The organism is Phormidesmis sp. 146-33, from assembly GCF_052939515.1.
The window spans coordinates 56,744-73,689 of record NZ_JBJPHU010000019.1 but is presented as its reverse complement, the minus strand read 5'-3'; the positions used below and the strand labels follow the sequence as shown (position 1 = coordinate 73,689).

At 49.8% G+C, this 16,946-nt stretch carries 12 protein-coding genes; all 12 read right to left on the bottom strand.

Features of this window, described 5'->3' with window-relative positions; genetic code table 11:
* Nucleotides 1-17 precede the first annotated feature (17 nt).
* The 12 genes from ACJ2PR_RS10310 to rimJ all read right to left on the bottom strand — a co-directional run bounded on the left by ACJ2PR_RS10310 (nucleotide 18) and on the right by rimJ (nucleotide 16,944).
* A complete protein-coding gene (locus tag ACJ2PR_RS10310) occupies nucleotides 18-4,364 on the bottom strand; it encodes a PAS domain S-box protein (protein WP_446876937.1) in 4,347 nt (1,448 codons plus the stop codon).
* The gene (locus ACJ2PR_RS10305) at nucleotides 4,361-5,491 is read right to left on the bottom strand and encodes a hybrid sensor histidine kinase/response regulator (protein WP_446876936.1); all 1,131 of its coding nucleotides are present in this window, start codon (nucleotides 5,489-5,491) and stop codon (nucleotides 4,361-4,363) included. The genes ACJ2PR_RS10310 and ACJ2PR_RS10305 overlap by 4 nt, the downstream gene beginning before the upstream one ends.
* A 1,140-nt stretch (nucleotides 5,492-6,631) precedes the next feature.
* Entirely contained in the window at nucleotides 6,632-7,156 is a 525-nt protein-coding gene (locus ACJ2PR_RS10300) for a YqeG family HAD IIIA-type phosphatase (protein ID WP_446857664.1), read from the bottom strand.
* 483 nt (nucleotides 7,157-7,639) lie between these two features.
* Entirely contained in the window at nucleotides 7,640-8,749 is a 1,110-nt protein-coding gene (gene mltG / locus ACJ2PR_RS10295) for an endolytic transglycosylase MltG (protein ID WP_446876935.1), read from the bottom strand.
* 225 nt (nucleotides 8,750-8,974) lie between these two features.
* Nucleotides 8,975-9,706 carry a DUF3727 domain-containing protein gene (locus ACJ2PR_RS10290; protein ID WP_446867257.1) on the bottom strand — a complete coding sequence of 244 codons (732 nt, stop codon included), beginning with the start codon at nucleotides 9,704-9,706 and terminating at the stop codon, nucleotides 8,975-8,977.
* Nucleotides 9,707-9,730: 24 nt separating this feature from the next.
* The gene (gene ruvX / locus ACJ2PR_RS10285; RefSeq protein WP_446876934.1) at nucleotides 9,731-10,177 is read right to left on the bottom strand and encodes a Holliday junction resolvase RuvX; all 447 of its coding nucleotides are present in this window, start codon (nucleotides 10,175-10,177) and stop codon (nucleotides 9,731-9,733) included.
* Between the two features lie 23 nt (nucleotides 10,178-10,200).
* Complete coding sequence (locus ACJ2PR_RS10280; RefSeq protein ID WP_446876933.1) at nucleotides 10,201-11,529, bottom strand: GNAT family N-acetyltransferase; 1,329 nt, start codon at nucleotides 11,527-11,529, stop codon at nucleotides 10,201-10,203.
* A 72-nt stretch (nucleotides 11,530-11,601) separates the two neighbouring features.
* Nucleotides 11,602-12,816, bottom strand: coding sequence for a F420-0:Gamma-glutamyl ligase (locus ACJ2PR_RS10275; RefSeq protein ID WP_446876932.1), 1,215 nt, complete (start codon nucleotides 12,814-12,816; stop codon nucleotides 11,602-11,604).
* A gap of 112 nt (nucleotides 12,817-12,928) precedes the next feature.
* Nucleotides 12,929-13,861: an NAD-dependent epimerase/dehydratase family protein gene (locus tag ACJ2PR_RS10270; RefSeq protein ID WP_446876931.1), complete on the bottom strand. Its 933-nt coding sequence runs from the start codon at nucleotides 13,859-13,861 to the stop codon at nucleotides 12,929-12,931.
* A gap of 234 nt (nucleotides 13,862-14,095) precedes the next feature.
* Nucleotides 14,096-14,740: a hypothetical protein gene (locus ACJ2PR_RS10265; RefSeq protein ID WP_446876930.1), complete on the bottom strand. Its 645-nt coding sequence runs from the start codon at nucleotides 14,738-14,740 to the stop codon at nucleotides 14,096-14,098.
* 267 nt (nucleotides 14,741-15,007) lie between these two features.
* Complete coding sequence (mnmE, locus tag ACJ2PR_RS10260; RefSeq protein WP_446876929.1) at nucleotides 15,008-16,375, bottom strand: tRNA uridine-5-carboxymethylaminomethyl(34) synthesis GTPase MnmE; 1,368 nt, start codon at nucleotides 16,373-16,375, stop codon at nucleotides 15,008-15,010.
* 2 nt (nucleotides 16,376-16,377) lie between these two features.
* Complete coding sequence (gene rimJ / locus ACJ2PR_RS10255) at nucleotides 16,378-16,944, bottom strand: ribosomal protein S5-alanine N-acetyltransferase (RefSeq protein WP_446875241.1); 567 nt, start codon at nucleotides 16,942-16,944, stop codon at nucleotides 16,378-16,380.
* Nucleotides 16,945-16,946: the final 2 nt, after the last annotated feature.

The following is a 16,946-nucleotide window of genomic DNA, read 5'->3' as shown; positions in this document are numbered from 1 at the left end:
AAGCTCGTAGCATTCCATTAAGCGACAGGGCCAGTGCCTTCCCTTTCTGCAACCGAATGCAGAGGCAAACTGACTCGAATCGTGGTTCCAACGCCTTCCTGACTAGAGACCGAAATTTGTCCTCTATGCACCTCGATCGACTGCTTGACGATCGCCAACCCCAGACCATTGCCCGAAATGGTGCCCACATTCATACCGCGATGAAACGGCTCAAACAATCTAGCCTGATCCTCTACTGAAATGCCGATCCCCTGGTCTTGCACTTCAAAAATTGCCTGATTAGATTCACAGGTTAAGCGACAGACGATCGAGGAGCCAGAGGGCGAGTATTTGATGGCATTGGAGAGCAGATTGCTAAAAATTTGTCGCAGCAGCTTTTCGTCCATGTGGGCAGGGATAGCGTCTAGTTTGATAGCGTCTAGTTTGCCAGAGGACTGCACCTCCAAAATCAATTTGTGGTCTTGTTGATCATTAAGCTGCATCTCATCGAGCAAGCGCTGACAGAAGGCAAGAAGGTCGATCGGGGCAGGTTCAAAGTTTAGCTTTTTAGCTTCGGCGCGTTCGATCACGAGAATGTCACTCAGCAGATTGTTCATATTCAGTGCGGCATTTTGAATGCGTTGGATATGTTCGATCTGTTTGTCGGGTGTCCAGTCGCCTGCATAAAATTCCAGCAAGTCGGCTGACGAGAGAATCGTACTCAGAGGCGTGCGAAATTCGTGGGAGGCGGTTGAGACAAAGCGCGATTTTAATTCGCTCAGTTCTCGTTCGGTTTCCAGGGCTTTGCAGATTTCGACCTCGGCCTGCTTGCGATCGGTAATGTCAATACAAGAGCCAATGTGTCCGCCAAAACTGCCATCCGGCATAAATCGAGGAACACCCCGGTCAATCACCCAGCGATAGTCTCCATCGGCCCGTCGCAGTCGATATTCGATTTCAAAACTGGTGCGATGCTTCGACGCTTCCTGATAGGTGGCCTCACAATAGGGGCGATCGATTGGATGAACGGCATCAAAGAAACTCCCGTCTTCGGGGTGGCGCGTGTGCCCCATAAACTCCAACAAACTCTCATTGCAAAACACAAATTCTCCCGTAAAGTCAATCATCCAAAGCAACACGGGAGCGCTATTTGCCATCGTCCGAAACCGTTCTTCACTTTCGCGCAGGGCTTGCAGCAATTGACTTTGAGTTAGAGCAATCTCGACCTGATTAGACAACTGCTGCAACAATTCGATCTCAAAACTCGACCACTGACGCGGACTGCCCTGATGAGCCACCAACAGCCCCCAAATCGAATCTTGCTGCACGATCGGCACGACTAATCTGGCTCTCACCTTGACCGATCGCAAAAAATCTGAGGTCGGCGACGCTTCTTGCTCAATGTCTTCTACCGCTTGCACCACGCTACGGTAGTCGGTTTGAGGATGTCCGGGTAGTAAAAGTTCAGTCTTATAAGTGCCGCCGATTAGAGAATGCCAGCCAGGGCTGACGGCTTCGTGGGTGACGGTGCCCGTCCCGTCGGGTGAGAGACGATTGATCAGCACGCGATCGGCTTGCAGCAGATTTCTCACCTCAGTAACCGTCGTTTGAAGAATTTCTTCTAAATGCAGAGATTGCCGAATTTTGAGGGTTACATCCGCAAAGAGTTGCGATCGCAGGTTTTGACGCTGAAGTGCTTCTTCGGTCTTTTTGCGCTGAGTGACATCTCGCTGCAAGCCGACCCAGTAGGTGTACTGCCCGATTTGATCGGTCACCGGAAACATGCTCAACTCCACCCACACCTCAGAGCCGTCTTTGTGATAGTTAACCAGTTCGACGAGACTCGGCTCCCACTTTTTGAGGGCAGTCCGAATCTGCTGGAGAATGCCCCAATCGGTGTTTGCCCCTTGTAAGATGCGCGGCGTTTTGCCCACCACTTGATCTGGCGCGTAGCCCATCATTCGGGTAAAGGCCTGATTGACGTAAATAATTTTGGGGCCGGGCAGTTCGACGGGTTCGGCTTCGGTAATGACGATCGCGTCGTTGGCATTGACGATCACCGATTCCAACAGTCGCAGGCGCTGTTCTTGTTGTTTGCGATCGGTAATATCTTCAGCAATTCCTGCAATCCGATACACTTTGCCCTGCTGATCTCTCACCGGAAAGGCTCTCGCCAATAGCCACCGCTCTGCGCCATCTGCTCTCGTAAAGCGATACATCACCTCCGCAGGCTTACCGCGCAGCACTTTCCGACTGGTTTTGAGGACTGAATGCAAGTCAGCTAAATGAACTCGACTCAGCCAAAAGTCAGGCGATTTGTGATAACACCCCTTGCTGCCATAGCCCAACACCTGCTCACACGCAGGACTAATGTAAATCAGCTTTTGATCTTCGACTGCATACATCCAAAAAATCTGCTGAATATTTTCTGCCAGTTGACGAAAGCGTTCTTCACTTTCCCGCAGTTCCTCTTCTGCCTGAGTGCGCTGAGTGATGTTTTGCACCAGCGAGAGAATGGAAATCAATTCGCCTGACTCGTCAAACAACACCGAGTTATACCATTCACAATGCACGATCGCCCCCGTTTGAGTAAAGTTGCGATGATAGCTGACATTGCGCGTGGCTTCTCCGTTGAGCAGGGCGGCGATCGTCTGATCCACTGTCTCCATATCTTCAGGAACGACAAAGCTCCAACTGCCAAACTGCCGACCCAGTACTTCTTCGATCTCCCAGCCAAAGAGCGTTTCGGCTTCTCGTGACCAGCGCGTGACTTTGAGGCTACGATCCCACTCGACCACCGCCAGCGGAGAGTTGTCTACATGAAAGGTCAGACGCTGCATGGCTTCTCGCAGGGCTTCTTGAGCCTGATCGCGCTCGTGAATCGTCTGCACCGAATCAGTCATATTGCGAAAATAAAGCGAGACTCCGCCCTTGGATGGGTAAGCCCGCACAGAATACCACTGAGCACAGGGCGCATAGTAGTCAGTCAATTCCAGCGGAACGCCCTCCGATAGAGCGCGACGATAGAGCCGCCCAAAACTCGTCTCGCCAAACGTAGGAAACTCCTTCCAAATGACTTCGCCAATCAGATCTCCGGCAGATTTGCCCAAGGTGCGAGCGGCTTCAGGGTTGATATAGGTAAAGCGGGAGTCGCGATCGAGCGCCACAAATCCATCGGTAATACTCTGCAAAATTTGAGAAATCTGCTCTCTGGCCAGTTCTGCTTCGGCGCGGGCGGCTTGTTCTCGTGTGAGCAGTTGGGCGCGTTCTGCTTCGACCCATTTGCGGAGCGTAATGTCTGAAAAGGAGACCACCACGGCATAGGATACCCTGTCACTCGGACGAAACAACGGCTGTGAGTTGACCGAAATCCACGTCACTTGACCACTTTTGCACAGCCCCATCACCACTTCTGAGCAGGCAACTCCCGTCCGGGCGGTGATCATTCCGGGAAAGCTTTCACTGGCAAAGGGCGACAGATCTTCGTGAACGGCTTGCCAGTCAATATCCAACACATTACGCTGATACAACTCGCTGGACGATCGCTGCAAAATCCTCTCAGCGCTGGCGTTACAGGTTTGAATTGTGCCATCTGCATTGAGCACCATCACCCCCTCATGCATCGCGGCCACAATCGATCGATAGCGTTCTTCACTAGCGCGAAAGGACTCCTGGGCCCATTTGCGACGCATCACTTCGGCTTGAAGTTGGGCACCCCCTTGCGGGTAACTCGAAGCAGTCGCGCTTTCTGGTCGGGTAAGCTGCACCAGGGGCGAACAACCTTCACGACAGGCGGTTAGCTTGAGGTCAGTCAGGTCTCGTCCGATCGCCTGAAACTCAACCACATTCCCCTGCAAATCTCGAATCGCGCGACTTGTCCATCGGTGCCAACGGGTTTGCCCATCCATCATCTGACACTGCTCATAGCCGTCGATCGCCTCCCCCGTCACAACAACGCTGCGCTGAGATTGACAATCCGTTTGAGCGACCAAATTGAAAAAGTTATCCCCCAAAAGGGACGATCGAGACCGACCAAAATAGCGACAGCAGGCTTCATTCATATCAACCAGCGTGCCATTTGGAAGAAAGCGGCAGACGACATCAGCCTGGTCTTCGACGATCGCTGCATACCGCGCTTGACTCAGGTGCAGCGCTAACTGCAAATCAGAAGGTGTTTTTGGCTGGCAAGGCTTACCATTGAGCGGAAAAGGGGCTACTTTAGGCAAGGCATCGTCTCTCTCCTGCAACTGTGCCTGAAGCGCTCTTACCAGATCTTCTAATTCAGCATTGCGTCGCCGTAACCTGATTTGCTCTTCTTCCCGCATGGTGAGTGAGTTACGTTCTAGGTTGATTGTTTGCTCAAACAAGTCTGCATTTCCGCTCATCCCTCCTCGCGAAGCGGAACGGAGTTCTCCCTCATCCTCCGATAAGGAAGCTCCACGACAAACGTTGTCCAACCGTCTCTACTTTTGACATCGATCGTCCCCTGGAGTTGATCGATCAGCTTTTTGACCAGTGCCAACCCCAGACCTGTCCCGCCTTGAGGCCAGCGATCGCACCCGACTCCTCGATAAAATTTGTCAAAAATTCGGGGCAGATCTGCTTGAGGAATCTCCGCCTGATTGACGACCAAAAACCGCAGCATCGCACATCGACTATGAAGGTTAGACTCGCACACCTTAAACAAAATTTCACCGCTACTGGGTGTGTACTTACAGGCATTGTTGAGAAGCTCGATAAAGATGCGTTGGAGGCCTACGCTGTCATACAGAATCGTCGGCAAGTGGGCAGGCAGGTCTACCTTAAAGGTTTGCTGGCGATCGCGAGTGCGAATCTGAAACGACTGAATGATTTTGTTAAGCTGTTCTTGCAGGTCGATCGGTTCTGGGGTAGCCAGCGCTTCTCCGGATTCGAGTTGATAGAGATCTAAAAGATTTTGAATGAGCGCATCACATTGGTCACAGGCTGATAGGGCAATTTCGGTATATTGTTTGCGGTTGTCTGGCACCGATTCGATTAGTTGCAAAGCAACTTTAATGGTCGTCAAAGGGGCCCGCATATCGTGAGTGATGGTGCTGACAAGATCGTCTTTTTGGTGGTTGAGTTCTTGAAGCTCGAGGACTTTTTTTTGAATTTGAGATTGGGCACTGTGACGCTTGAGGCGAGCGGCGATCGTTTCTAACAAGTCCATCCGCCGAAACGGCTTGGTCAGATAGTCATCGGCTCCCAGATTCATGCCCTGACGAATTTCTGCGCGATCGGCTCTAGCGGTTAGAAAGATAAACGGAATCATTGACGTTGAGGGGTCTTGACGCAGTTCTTCTAATACGCCGTAGCCGTCAAAATCTGGCATCTTGATATCACAAATGATCAGATCGGGAGACGTTTCTTTAGCCATCTGAATGCCGACAAATCCATTTTCAGCATTAATCGAATCGAAACCACCGGAGGCTAATATTTCAACAATATTTAACCGAACGTCTTTTTCATCTTCGATCACGAGTATCCTCATTTGATCGCCTCACTTTCCTGATTTAGCAGTTCTGGCGATCTGGAGAAAGACAAAGACTGGGGCAAGGAGTACATTCCCAAAAAGAGGAGAAGAGTGGTGTGAAACACGATCGAGCACGAGATGGAGACTACGAACAACGGAAGGACAATCAAAACGGTTTACAGAAAGGCAGATTATGGGCAGGTTGAGGCATGACAAATAGGGGAGCGATCGACAGCAAAGTTAGCCGCCGTCCTCTTACAACCCAGTCACCCTGGCTATACAACGCTGCCAAAAAAGGTATTCGGCGCAAAACAGGTTTTTAGGTGGGTCACAAAAGATCACAAAATTCTTTTGCCCCTGACTAGGTTTAGTCAAGACATCAACTCGCACCCTGGTCAAACACGTTATTAATGACTAATACTATCTGGTTTTCCTATCCAGAAACGAGCAACCCTTCAACACTAATTTTTTGATGTCAGTACAGATGTCTTTTTGTGTCTTGTTTATACCAGAGGTCTAAACTTCATTAAGGAACTAATGACTTCCCGAAACCCTATTGTCCACACTGCAAGTTCCAAAATTTCAGAAGAGAAGTTGATCAGGATTTTTATTAATCTACTTCTGGTATGCAGTAAATATCACATTCACTCTAAAGATACTTGCTAATCTAGCATAGATTCAGATTTTCTTATGGCCAGCAAAATTCATTAGCTGAAGTCGAAACTCAAGTAGGTCTATCTATGCCCTTCGTCTATCTATGCCCTTCTATGCAAAGCTCCTGTACTTAATGACTACTGTTAAAACGACAACTATTTAACAGTTCCGCTCCATAGATTTCGCTTTATTAAAGCTTGCTCAAATAGATCTTGCTCCAATAGATCTCGCCCCAATAGATAAAGCGCCAATCCCCTTTTGCTGAGGGCTGACGCTTTACCTAAGTATTCATAGAGTTTAAGGTTAGAGCCTTTAAATGAGCTGGCTCCATTTGATATGTACTTAGAATGCCAGGATTTCATCACAAATTTGAAGGACGTAATGTTTTCTTTATATTTCGTGCCTCTTGCGAATTGTGAGAAAAGATGAAGTTATATATTGATCATTTGGGGTGATAGATGCACCGTTTGGCAAATCGAGAAGACAAGCTGCTTTTACCCTGTGCTAGGGCTTTCCGGGAGTCAGAGAAGCGCCCAAGGCTTGAGAGAGCCAGACTTCAAACGAGTGAACGGGATAGCGACGGGCGGCTTCGGTGGGGTCTACCATTGGCTTGACCAAAACAGTAAACATGCCCAAACGGTTGCCCGCTAACACGTCAGTAAAGAGACGATCGCCCACCATACCCACCTGTTCGGGAGGCAGACCCATCGCCGTTACAGCGCGTCTTAGCTTGCGGCGAGAAGGCTTCCCGGCTCCGATGATGTAGGGCAGGTTAAAGGGGGCGGCAATTCGCTTAATCCGATTTTCGCTGATGTTGTTGCTGACGAGCCAGAGCGTTGCGACCTGCTGAATGGATTCGAGCCAGGGTGACAATTCTGCACAGGCTTTGGCTGACGTAATCGGCACGAGAGTTTCATCAACATCCAGCACCAGACCTTTGAGTTGATGCTGCTGAATAATGTCGGGTGTCAGGCTCAAAATCGAGCTTTCCAAAATCAAGTCAGGTTGTAAAAGTTTGCCCCAGGACATAAAGCACAAATTAATAGAGGAATAAAGGTCAAACGGTAGAGACACTAAATCGAAATTTGGATGGCGTGCAGTCCCTGAGCTTTAAAGTTTTACCATCAGGTTTGGCAAGAAACTCTAAATCTGGAACAAAACGCAGTTTCTCAAGTTTAGCGGTTGGTGGAGTCGCAAAAACAGCCGCTTGGAGAAAGTAATGGTTCGGGGTGTAAAGCGATCGTCTCTACTCCCGCCCCTAAATTTACGTGAATTCGACGAAGTTTTTTCGCTTCGATTGAGAGCGCTTCTGCCCTTCAAGGTGCCAATTCTGGGGACTTTAAAGCACGATTTCCGGTTCAAAGTTCCTCTCGGATGGGAATGTGGAGAGCAGCCAGACTCTGAAACCGAAGCGATAAATTTCACCGAATTTACGTTAGATTCAGGCAACCAGTTGCGTTATTTCAGCTAGATTGCCCAGTTCTTCAAGCCATGAGTCAGCAGGAGCGCGTATCAATTTGCAGACTTGGCGGCTTCGGGCTTGGGTTTTTGGGCTTGCTCTGCCTCGACTCGATCGCGGATGTTGCCTTGAGCCGATTCATGTTCTGCGAGGGTGCGGCTAAAAACGTGGGTGCCATCGTAGCGGGCCACAAAATAGAGATAGTCGGTGGCTTCGGGGTCTAACGTGGCTTTGAGGCTGGCTACACCTGGGCTGGCGATCGGCGTGGGCGGCAATCCGACATTGATGTAAGTGTTGTAGGGCGATGGCGTTTTGACTTGGTTCAGGGTGAGCGGATTTTCTTTGGTTTGCTGAATGCCTAATCCATATTCGACGGTTGGATCAGATCCCAACGTCATGCCTTTTTTGAGCCGATTGGTAAACACGCCAGCAATGCGTGATCGCTCTGAGGCGACGACGGCTTCTTTTTCGACGATGCTGCCCAGAGTCACCCACTGCGCCAGGGAAAGTTGAGTTTTGCCTTGATGCTGATTGTAAACCGGGAGGGCGACTTGCTCAAAGCGATCGAGCATCTGCCCAACAATCTCTTCTGGCGTGACCGCAGATCCGACAGAAATCTGGTAGGTATCGGGATAGAGAAACCCCTCCAGATGCGGAAGATTAGTCGGCAACCAGGGATACTTTCCTGTCGGCACCTGACTCGCCGCGTTGACAAAATCCTCCGTCTTAAAGAAGCCCTGCCGTTCAAAATAAGCGGCCATTTGTCGGATTGACCAGCCTTCTGGAATCGTAAAACTACGCTGGGCCACCTCACCCATCCAAATTTTGTCCGCAATCTGCTGCAAAGGCTCCGTCGTCGAGAGTTGATAGTTTCCTGCCTGAAACCCACCGTCTGGATTTCTGAACATTAGCCAGCGCGCCCAGATCTCCCAGGCCTTAGCAGACTTGATCAGCCCCGCCGCCTCTAGCTCCTGCCCAATCTGCTGCGCGGAGGTGCCCTGCGGAATTTGAATCACGACCTGCTTTTTGGCATCGGCTGGTTTCTCGATCGGCGCACTTGCCCAATCCCACCAGGCCTGCGCCCGCCACGCTGAGACACCCAGAGCCGAGCCAATCAAAAGTAGATAAAACGACCACCTGGCAATTCGTTGAACAGCTTTCATCTGATAGTTTGGGTTGAGAGTAGTGCTGGGCTGCAAAACGATCTCTTCGAGATACCCGCAAGGGATCGCTTCAAGTTAACCCACAAAAAATCGCGTCAGCCAGAACAAATGATAAGGCTCTCTCGTCTTTAGTCAAGATTGATTAAAAGTTTTTATCAGAGAGATGGACTAAGAATGATGAACGGTGAATCGGTATCAATTCATCATCCATCATTCAGCCTCTCCCTACTCCAACTCATCAAACAGTTGGTCTTCGATCATCGGCAGCATTGGCTCGATTTTCTTTAGCTCCTCTGGTGAGAGCAAATGGGGCTGACCTGCGTCGTCCATTCTCGCCAAAATGAAAAACGGGTCAAGTGGCGCATAGATAGCGTACTCCTGCTCCTCATGGTAGAAGCTCGCCAATAGCTGCAACTCTTCCTGCTCATCCTGGGAGTCTGACTCGACCCCGGCCCACTCTTCTTCATCTTCCACAAATTCGGGAAGGTCGCCCTCTACGGTCAACACGACGGCAGTCCGCTTGAGGGTGAGATTTTGCTCTTCTAAGACGGCTTTTGCGGTCGAGAAAACGAGGTTAAGTTCTTCGTCATCTTCGACCAAAACGGCTTCGTCTTCTTCCCCGTCTTCCTGCCAGGCAAAGATTTCGACCGGGGAATCAACGGGGAGCAACAGGACATACTCCTGTTCTTCGACTTCCAGGGAATGCTCAATGTAGCAAGTGAGGGTCAGCCCCGCCTCGTCTGTCAAAGTGACTGTGGGAGCATCCATATCAATGCTGTCTTCATCCATTGGACTCTCTCTATCTCGGTTCGATTCGGGCATTTCGTGAAACTCCTCAGCGCGCACATGGCTCTCTGAAAAGTATCTCTCAGAACGGGTACCTTCGCGAAAGGGGAGTTGGTTTTGGGGTGTGGGGTTTTGGGTGTGGGGTGTGGGGTGTGAGATCTTATCCTTCATTCCTCATCCCTCATCCCTCATCCCTCATCCCTCATCCCTTGTTCCTTCCTGAAGTCTGCGCTCATCTAACCATTGTTGCAAAATAAGGGACGCTGCTTTGCGATCGATTAGCCCCTTATTGCGAGAAGGTGAAATATTTTGGGCGTGAAGAAGATGTTCTGCTTGGTAGCTGGTCAATCGCTCATCGACGTATTCTATGGGTAGCTCTAGCGCTCTGGAGAGTGCTCTGGCAAATTTTTGGGTTTGTTTTGCCTGAAAGCCGATCGAGCCGTCCATTGAGTAGGGCAAGCCAATCACGAGAATTTGCACGCGCCGTTCTTGAATCAGACATTTTAGCTCGGCAACCACTTGATCAAAGGATTTGCGCTCGATCGTCATCAGCCCCGTGGCGATCAAGCCTGTTCCATCACAGCCAGCCACACCGATGCGCTTCCGACCTAAATCTAGACCCAGAGCGGAAACGAACGGCATGGTCTATCCCTCAAACAGATGAATTAACAGCAGGGGTCTTCTCGTTGAGGTTCGCTTTGAGAGGCGAGATTGACCAAATCTTGAACGGTACTGTTGGGGGTATCTGGCGCAGAGACTTTGGGCGAGTTGTCTGGCTTGAGGTCTGGCGGAGTCTGCTTGGTGGAGTTGAGGATTGAAATTCGTCCCGGAACGGGCTTACGAGAAGGCTGTAGTCCTTGAAGCACGTCGGCAAGCTGCAATCCTTCTAAAGCGCCTGGTTTGGCTTCTCGAAGTTTGTGCCAGACCGATCGCGACATCACCAACGTGTGGGCGATGCGATCGGCTCCAATCCGCTCCAGATATTCTTCTCGTTCTGGCTGGTAGTCTGAGGAGGCGAGGTGCAGAGATTGAGCGGGCACTTCTTGGGTAATGCGGGCCATCTGAGACATCAGCTCAGGATAGAGCCAGGTGTAAGCGGGGTTGACGGTCAGTTGGGCGGTGTGGGGCTGAGACCCGTCGCGGCAAAGACGAATTTGAAAGTAACCGATCGCCGCTTTGCGCTGAGGCTCAAACACATACCCACTGACGGATTCAGATTGGGTGAGCCACTGTTTGGCCCATTCGGTCAGAGAGCCAAACAAGCTGGTTTTAAAGTCTTGAATGTGGCGATCGTAAACCTGGCGCACGAGAGGCGGCATGGCCATTGTGTCAAGCTGATAAAGCAACTGAGCATCTGCATTACTAACAGGCAGCAGATTCGGCAGATCGGGTTCTCGCTCAGACAAATCTTGCAGCAGCTTGGGGGAAATCTCCCAGTAGGTCATCTGGGCCAGCGATTGAAACCCATTTTTGCGGTAAAGGGCCAGCCCTGATTTGTCGCTGACATCGATTTCTAAAATCCAGGTGCGGGCTTGCCAGATGGTTTCGAGGCAGTAGCGCAGCAGCAGGGAACCCACGTCACTCGTCGTCAGCAGTGTGGTTGATTGGGGCGTTTCTTCAGACTCATCGGTTTGGCTGGGCGCATTTAGCATCACGGCATCGACGGCCACGCGATCGACTCTCCAGGTGCTGCGAGTCCGATTAAACGGGGACACCTGAATCATGCCCTGAATTTTTTGGTTCAGTTCGGCAACGTTGACTGAGACGGCATCCTGTAGGGGATTGGGGAACAGGCTGAGAAACTTGAGAATGCCATACCAGCGGCGAATTGAGACGGGCTTTTCTCGCACCATCGAGCAATTAGGGCTTTCTGCTTCTACAGCTTCTGTACTGAGCCGATCGACGGCCTCCAGGTCACGATACTGAAGTGGACGAATCACGACATTTGGGGTTTGAGAAAACGCTCGAATCATGGTGGTAAAGCGGCTATTCACCCTCTCAGGTTAGGAGTTTGGCGATCGAACTGGGTCAGTCTTGAGAAAGATTCGGATTGAGCCAGAAGGATTCTAGAAAGAACTGATCGAATCCGGTTTGCTGGAGCGGTTTAGCAGCGACTCAGTAGGGCGGATCAGCACCACAGGGGTTTGCTCATCGGCGTTCCCGGCGGGGTTGGTGATCAGGGCTTGTCTGAGCAGGTTGGTTGACAAATCAGAAGTCGCTGCCAATATCTTAACTGCTTTTAAGTCGTTCACGTCTACGATCGCCGCAGAGAGTCCGGTTTCTCGCTGAATTTCATCGACGATCGCTTGGGGATTTTGGGGCCCCAATACAATGAACTGATCGTAAGGCGGCAGCGTGCCCGTGACATCATCAATCAGACGGGCCTGTTCTCCAGCGAGTCGATAGAAGAAGCCTGGTTGACCCAAAACCTTGCCGATCGCGCCCGCTAAAAAGGCGATAAAAACCCGTTCTGCACCGACCAGATCAATGAGAGTTTGCAGCCCGCAGGCTGTGGCCAAACTGGAAGTTGGCATGAATAAATAGCACAACCGTTTTGCCAGCCATCCGGGTTTGACGGTACTGGGGTGATGAAAGCGGCCTTGCATGATGGCGATCGGCGTTTCGCCAATGGTGACGATATCTCCCGATTGGGCGTGGGGCGTGACATAGCGACGAACGATCGCAACGGGATTGTCTAACTCAGTGAGTAAATGGGTACGAATCGGCAACACGTCGGCACTAGCCGCAGGTCGCCAGCGTTTGGAGTCTTCGACATTGGGAAAGGTCAAGGGCACAATTACATGGCGCGTTTTGGGAATCCGACCTTGTGGCCCATAGGTGACATAGTGAACTTGAATCCAGGCGACTTTGAGGTGAGTCAGGTCGGCTCCTTGCAGGTCGATCGTGATCCCGATCAGGTCTGGTTTGCCAATTTTGACGATGTGCCCTTCCCAATATCCGTCGGCTCGTGCATCTCGGAAGCGAGGAGTGACCTGTGTCTGGGTAGTAATGCCTTCTAGACTGGCAGACGAGAGCAAGCGAACCTCAACCCGCAGTTCGGGCACCATCACTTCTAATCGCTGTGTGAGATTACGGAATTCTAATTCTCCGACAATCACATATTGCTGCGGCTCATAAACCTCAAATTCCCACTTACCAGAGGTTAATTCCAGCCTATTGCCTGCCCGATTTCGATATTGAAGGTCGAGGGCAACCAGAATCAGCGCAATTAGCCCGATCGCACTCCCGATGATGCCGATTAAAACGTCGATAGTTCCCACAATCTCTGATCTGAATAACTCTTTCACAAAGTCTAGAGTAGTGTGGCAACAATGCAGCGATCGGGCAAGAGAGTTTTGGATTCTATCCTCCTTACCCCTCACTCCTCACTCCTCACTGTTTACTGAGAATTTCGTCATCCGTGGAGAAATCGATCGTCGCCTGATCGCGTCCAGAAGCCAGATAATCGTTCTCAAAAGAGTCTTTTAGTCCCGACAGCAGATCATATTGAGGTTGCCAGTTGAGATCTTGCATCGCTTTGTGAATGTCTGCGAAGAAGTGCTGAGTCCGCATCGGGAAGGCTTTACGCTTGCCAAAATCAAATTGTTTTGCGTCATAGTGGACAATTTTGAGGGCAGCGGGATCTTTTCCAGCAGCGGCGGCACACGTACGCGCCAACCCGTCAAAGGTGACAAAACGATCGCCTGAGACGTTATAGATTTGCCCGATCGCTGGCGCGTTTCCTAAGACATTTGCCATCGCTTGCGCCAGATCTTGCACATGCCCAAATTGGGTGAAATGCTGACCGTGACTGGGAATGGGAACAGGACGATCGCGAACAATTCGGTCAAAAAACCAGGCTTCTAGATCGTTGTAGTTCTGCGGGCCATATATATAAGTAGGACGGATGGATGTAAAGGGCAGTTTTTGGGCAGCCAGATAGGTTTCGGTGTCATGTTTGCCCTTGTGCCGACTTTTAGGATCGACGGGATCGCTCTCAAAATGAGGCATTTGGTCTGATTTGAGGTACACGCCCGCCGAACTCATGTAAACAAAATGCTCAATTCGTCCTTGAAAAATCTCGGCTAACGGCTGGGTGTCGCTCAGTTCGCGTCCATTGTTGTCAAAAACTGCGTCAAATTCTTTGCCCGTCAGCTTTTCTTTGAGGTCAGCCGGATTGGTACGATCGCCCAAAATTTGCTCGACTGCCGCCGGAACGGGCTTATTGCCGCGATTAAACAGCGTGACTTCGTGCCCTTGCTCCAACAATATTCGAGTCAGATAGACCCCGATGAATCGAGTCCCGCCCATGATGAGAATCCGCATACCGACTGCTCCAACGATCGACAACTTTTCATCTTAAAGCGATTGGGCGATCGGACTGAGGTTTGCTGTTGCAACGTTCAGCGTTTCTAACGATCCTGGGACAGTGATTTGAGAAGGGGCTGAGGTACAAAACTTAACTTCAAAAATGTTGTTAATTTTTGTATTGCTCAACCACATCCCGCTTAATTTTCGGATAGTCTGTCAATCGATTAAGCGAGATAACTCGTCCGATGACTAGTCCTCATATTCAATTCTTTGCAGTAGTTTTTTGGTTCTGGGGTTATACATGCCTAGATTGGTGATGGCTAAACTTTGGGTGTAAGTCCAGGGAAACTGTTGAGCAAAGAAATCCTCAAACTTTTTGGCTTGCTGAAACACATGCTTGAGTCTGCGATTTTTTCTAGCTACATTGCGCCAAAATTCTCCAGTATTCTTAAAGAATTTCAGTTCAATCACCAGAAAATTGTAAGCCTCATTCATCAAAATCAGGTCACCTCGATGCGTCTCGATGATCTTCTTTTCGACGTTGTAAGGACGAATCAGCCACTCGTAGCCAACGACATAGCGATACTCATTGATCAGGTGCATTTTGTCCTGATTTTCTAACACGGTTCTCAACAGATTTAGCTCGTCGCCATCGTAAGAATTTTTGTGGATCAATTCTCTGAGATGGGCGGACAGATCTTTGATTTTTTCGAGTCCAGAAATGATCAGCTTATGAATATCTTCACCCAGCGCAGGCTCCGATTCTCTCAACTGAATAAGTACCCCAATGTGGTCGAGGCGATCGAGAAAGTCACCCGCATTTTCTTGAAACTGAATCGAGTTAGACAGTAGCCGTTGGTAAATTTTTTGAATTGAAAAATCGGGTGTCATCATGACTCCTTGTGGATTTGAGGTCGAGTAGAACCCAAAAAACTAGCCACCCTGCACAGTTAATAAAAATGGGGCGGCTAAAAGGAATGATAAGATTACCTTTTAGCCCCCTGACTGCTCATGGTCAGATAGGGGGTTAGCTGCTCATTGCTGTTGCCTCAGCAATGAGCGGCGACTAGTGATGTAGGTAGGCCAATGGGTTCGGACTGCTCCGATGAATTAGCTTAATGTGGAAGAATACACGGATCAACGGGCCGAGTCAAGTAAATTTTATTTCCCGATGCAGAATCGGCTGAAGATGCGATCCAGTACAGATTCGGTGACATCTTCTCCCAAAATCTCGCCGAGCGATTGAATGGCGCTTCTCAAGTCGATCGTCCAAAAGTCAAGAGGAAGCTGATTTGCGATCGTTTCACTCACCTGCTGAAGTGCAGACTTTGCCCGCGTCAGGGCAGCCGCTTGACGTTGATTGATCGCTAAATCAAGATTAGCCGCCTGAATCTTTCCGGATTGAACTGTTTCTAAAATCGCTGCTTCTAAGTCAGGAATGCCTTGATTAAAAGCGGCCGCAGTTCTTACAATTTTTGCAACTAAAGGGAATCGCAAATCATCGATCGCTCCCCCTAGATCAATCTTGTTAAGAATTAAAATCACAGGACGATCTTTGACCTGTCGATAGATTTCTTGATCGGCTTCTGTCCATCCGATTTGAGCGTCGATCGTCAACAAAACCAGATCCGCAGACTGAGCGGCCAGGCGCGATCGTTCTACGCCAATCTTTTCCACCCGATCCTCCGTTTCTCGAATTCCCGCCGTATCGAGTACCTGAATCGGAATGCCGCCCACCACTAGCTGAGACTCCACCACATCGCGAGTCGTCCCTGGCAAATCGGTGACAATGGCGCGATCGCTGCGACTCCAGGCATTCAGCAAACTGGACTTGCCCACGTTGGGACGGCCGACGATCGCCACTTTTAAGCCCGATCGCAGCAGTTCGCCCTGATCAGCGGTGTTGAGAATCTGAGTGACATTGATGAGAACTTGGGCCAATTGGGACTGAATCTCAGCTTGATTGAGAGGCGGCAAATCTTCCTCAAAGTCAATTCTGGCTTCGACTTCAGCGAGAATATCCAGACAGGTGAGGCGTAGTTGACGAAGGGGATGAGCGAGTTTGCCCTGGAGTCCGGCGATCGCGAATTGAGCAGCCTGCGGTGATCGGGCACCAACCAGATCAGAAATGCTCTCGGACTGTGTTAAATCGAGTCGCCCGTTGAGAAAAGCTCGTAGCGTAAATTCTCCCGGTTGCGCTAACTTTGCGCCTTGTTCGAGACACAATTGCAACACTTGTTGAACAGCCATAATTCCACCATGACAGTGAAACTCAATGACATCTTCCCGCGTGTAAGAACGAGGCGCAAACATCAATAAAAGTAAGGCTTCATCGACCGTTTTCTGAGTGTTGGGATCGCGCACATAGCCGTAGAGAATTCGGTGACTTTCCCACGTTTGAGAACCTGGAGAATGAAAGAGAATTTTAGCGATCGTTACCGACTTTTCCCCCGACATTCGCACAATTCCCACACTTCCTTGTTCAGGAATAATGGCTGTGGCGATCGCGACAATCGTTTCTCTCATCATGCTCATTCTTGCCAATTAGAATTAATCAAACTGGTCAAAACGTGATCTTCCCACTTGCCATTAATCAGTAGGTAATCTCTAGCATATCCTTCGACCACAAAACCAAGCCGTCTCAAAACGCTGCCGCTACGTCGATTGTGAGGCATATAATTTGCCATAATTCGGTGCATATTTATGTCACGAAAAACATACTGAATCACCGTTTGTAGAGCTTCTGTCATATAGCCTTTACTTTGTTCAGATTGCGCCAAGCTATAACCCAAAAAACAAGTGTAGGAAACACCATGAGTCATTTGAGTAAAATTAGCGGAGCCAATGATCTGATCAGGCTGCGATCGCTTAAATAAAAACAGTCTGAGTGAGTGATCGTAGCTAAACTCAATAATACTTTTATCAATCTGCTGTGACCAAAATTCACGAGTGTAAAAGTTTCTAGGTCTGAGCGGCTCAAATGGCTCTAAAAACGCTCGATTGTCGCTGTAGTAGCTGATCACAGCAGGAATATCTCGTTGTGAAAGCAGCCGGACAATCAGCCTTGACGTTGAAAACACAGGAGGATCAATCATCATCC

Coding starts and splice junctions, on each gene's coding strand:
- ACJ2PR_RS10310 (WP_446876937.1), bottom strand. CDS start 4,364: ATGAGCGGAAATGCAGACTTGTTTGAGCAAACAATCAACCTAGAACGT.
- ACJ2PR_RS10300 (WP_446857664.1), bottom strand. CDS start 7,156: ATGTCCTGGGGCAAACTTTTACAACCTGACTTGATTTTGGAAAGCTCG.
- mnmE (WP_446876929.1), bottom strand. CDS start 16,375: ATGATGAGAGAAACGATTGTCGCGATCGCCACAGCCATTATTCCTGAA.
- mltG (WP_446876935.1), bottom strand. CDS start 8,749: ATGAAAGCTGTTCAACGAATTGCCAGGTGGTCGTTTTATCTACTTTTG.
- ACJ2PR_RS10290 (WP_446867257.1), bottom strand. CDS start 9,706: ATGAAGGATAAGATCTCACACCCCACACCCCACACCCAAAACCCCACA.
- ACJ2PR_RS10305 (WP_446876936.1), bottom strand. CDS start 5,491: ATGAGGATACTCGTGATCGAAGATGAAAAAGACGTTCGGTTAAATATT.
- rimJ (WP_446875241.1), bottom strand. CDS start 16,944: ATGATGATTGATCCTCCTGTGTTTTCAACGTCAAGGCTGATTGTCCGG.
- ACJ2PR_RS10270 (WP_446876931.1), bottom strand. CDS start 13,861: ATGCGGATTCTCATCATGGGCGGGACTCGATTCATCGGGGTCTATCTG.
- ruvX (WP_446876934.1), bottom strand. CDS start 10,177: ATGCCGTTCGTTTCCGCTCTGGGTCTAGATTTAGGTCGGAAGCGCATC.
- ACJ2PR_RS10265 (WP_446876930.1), bottom strand. CDS start 14,740: ATGATGACACCCGATTTTTCAATTCAAAAAATTTACCAACGGCTACTG.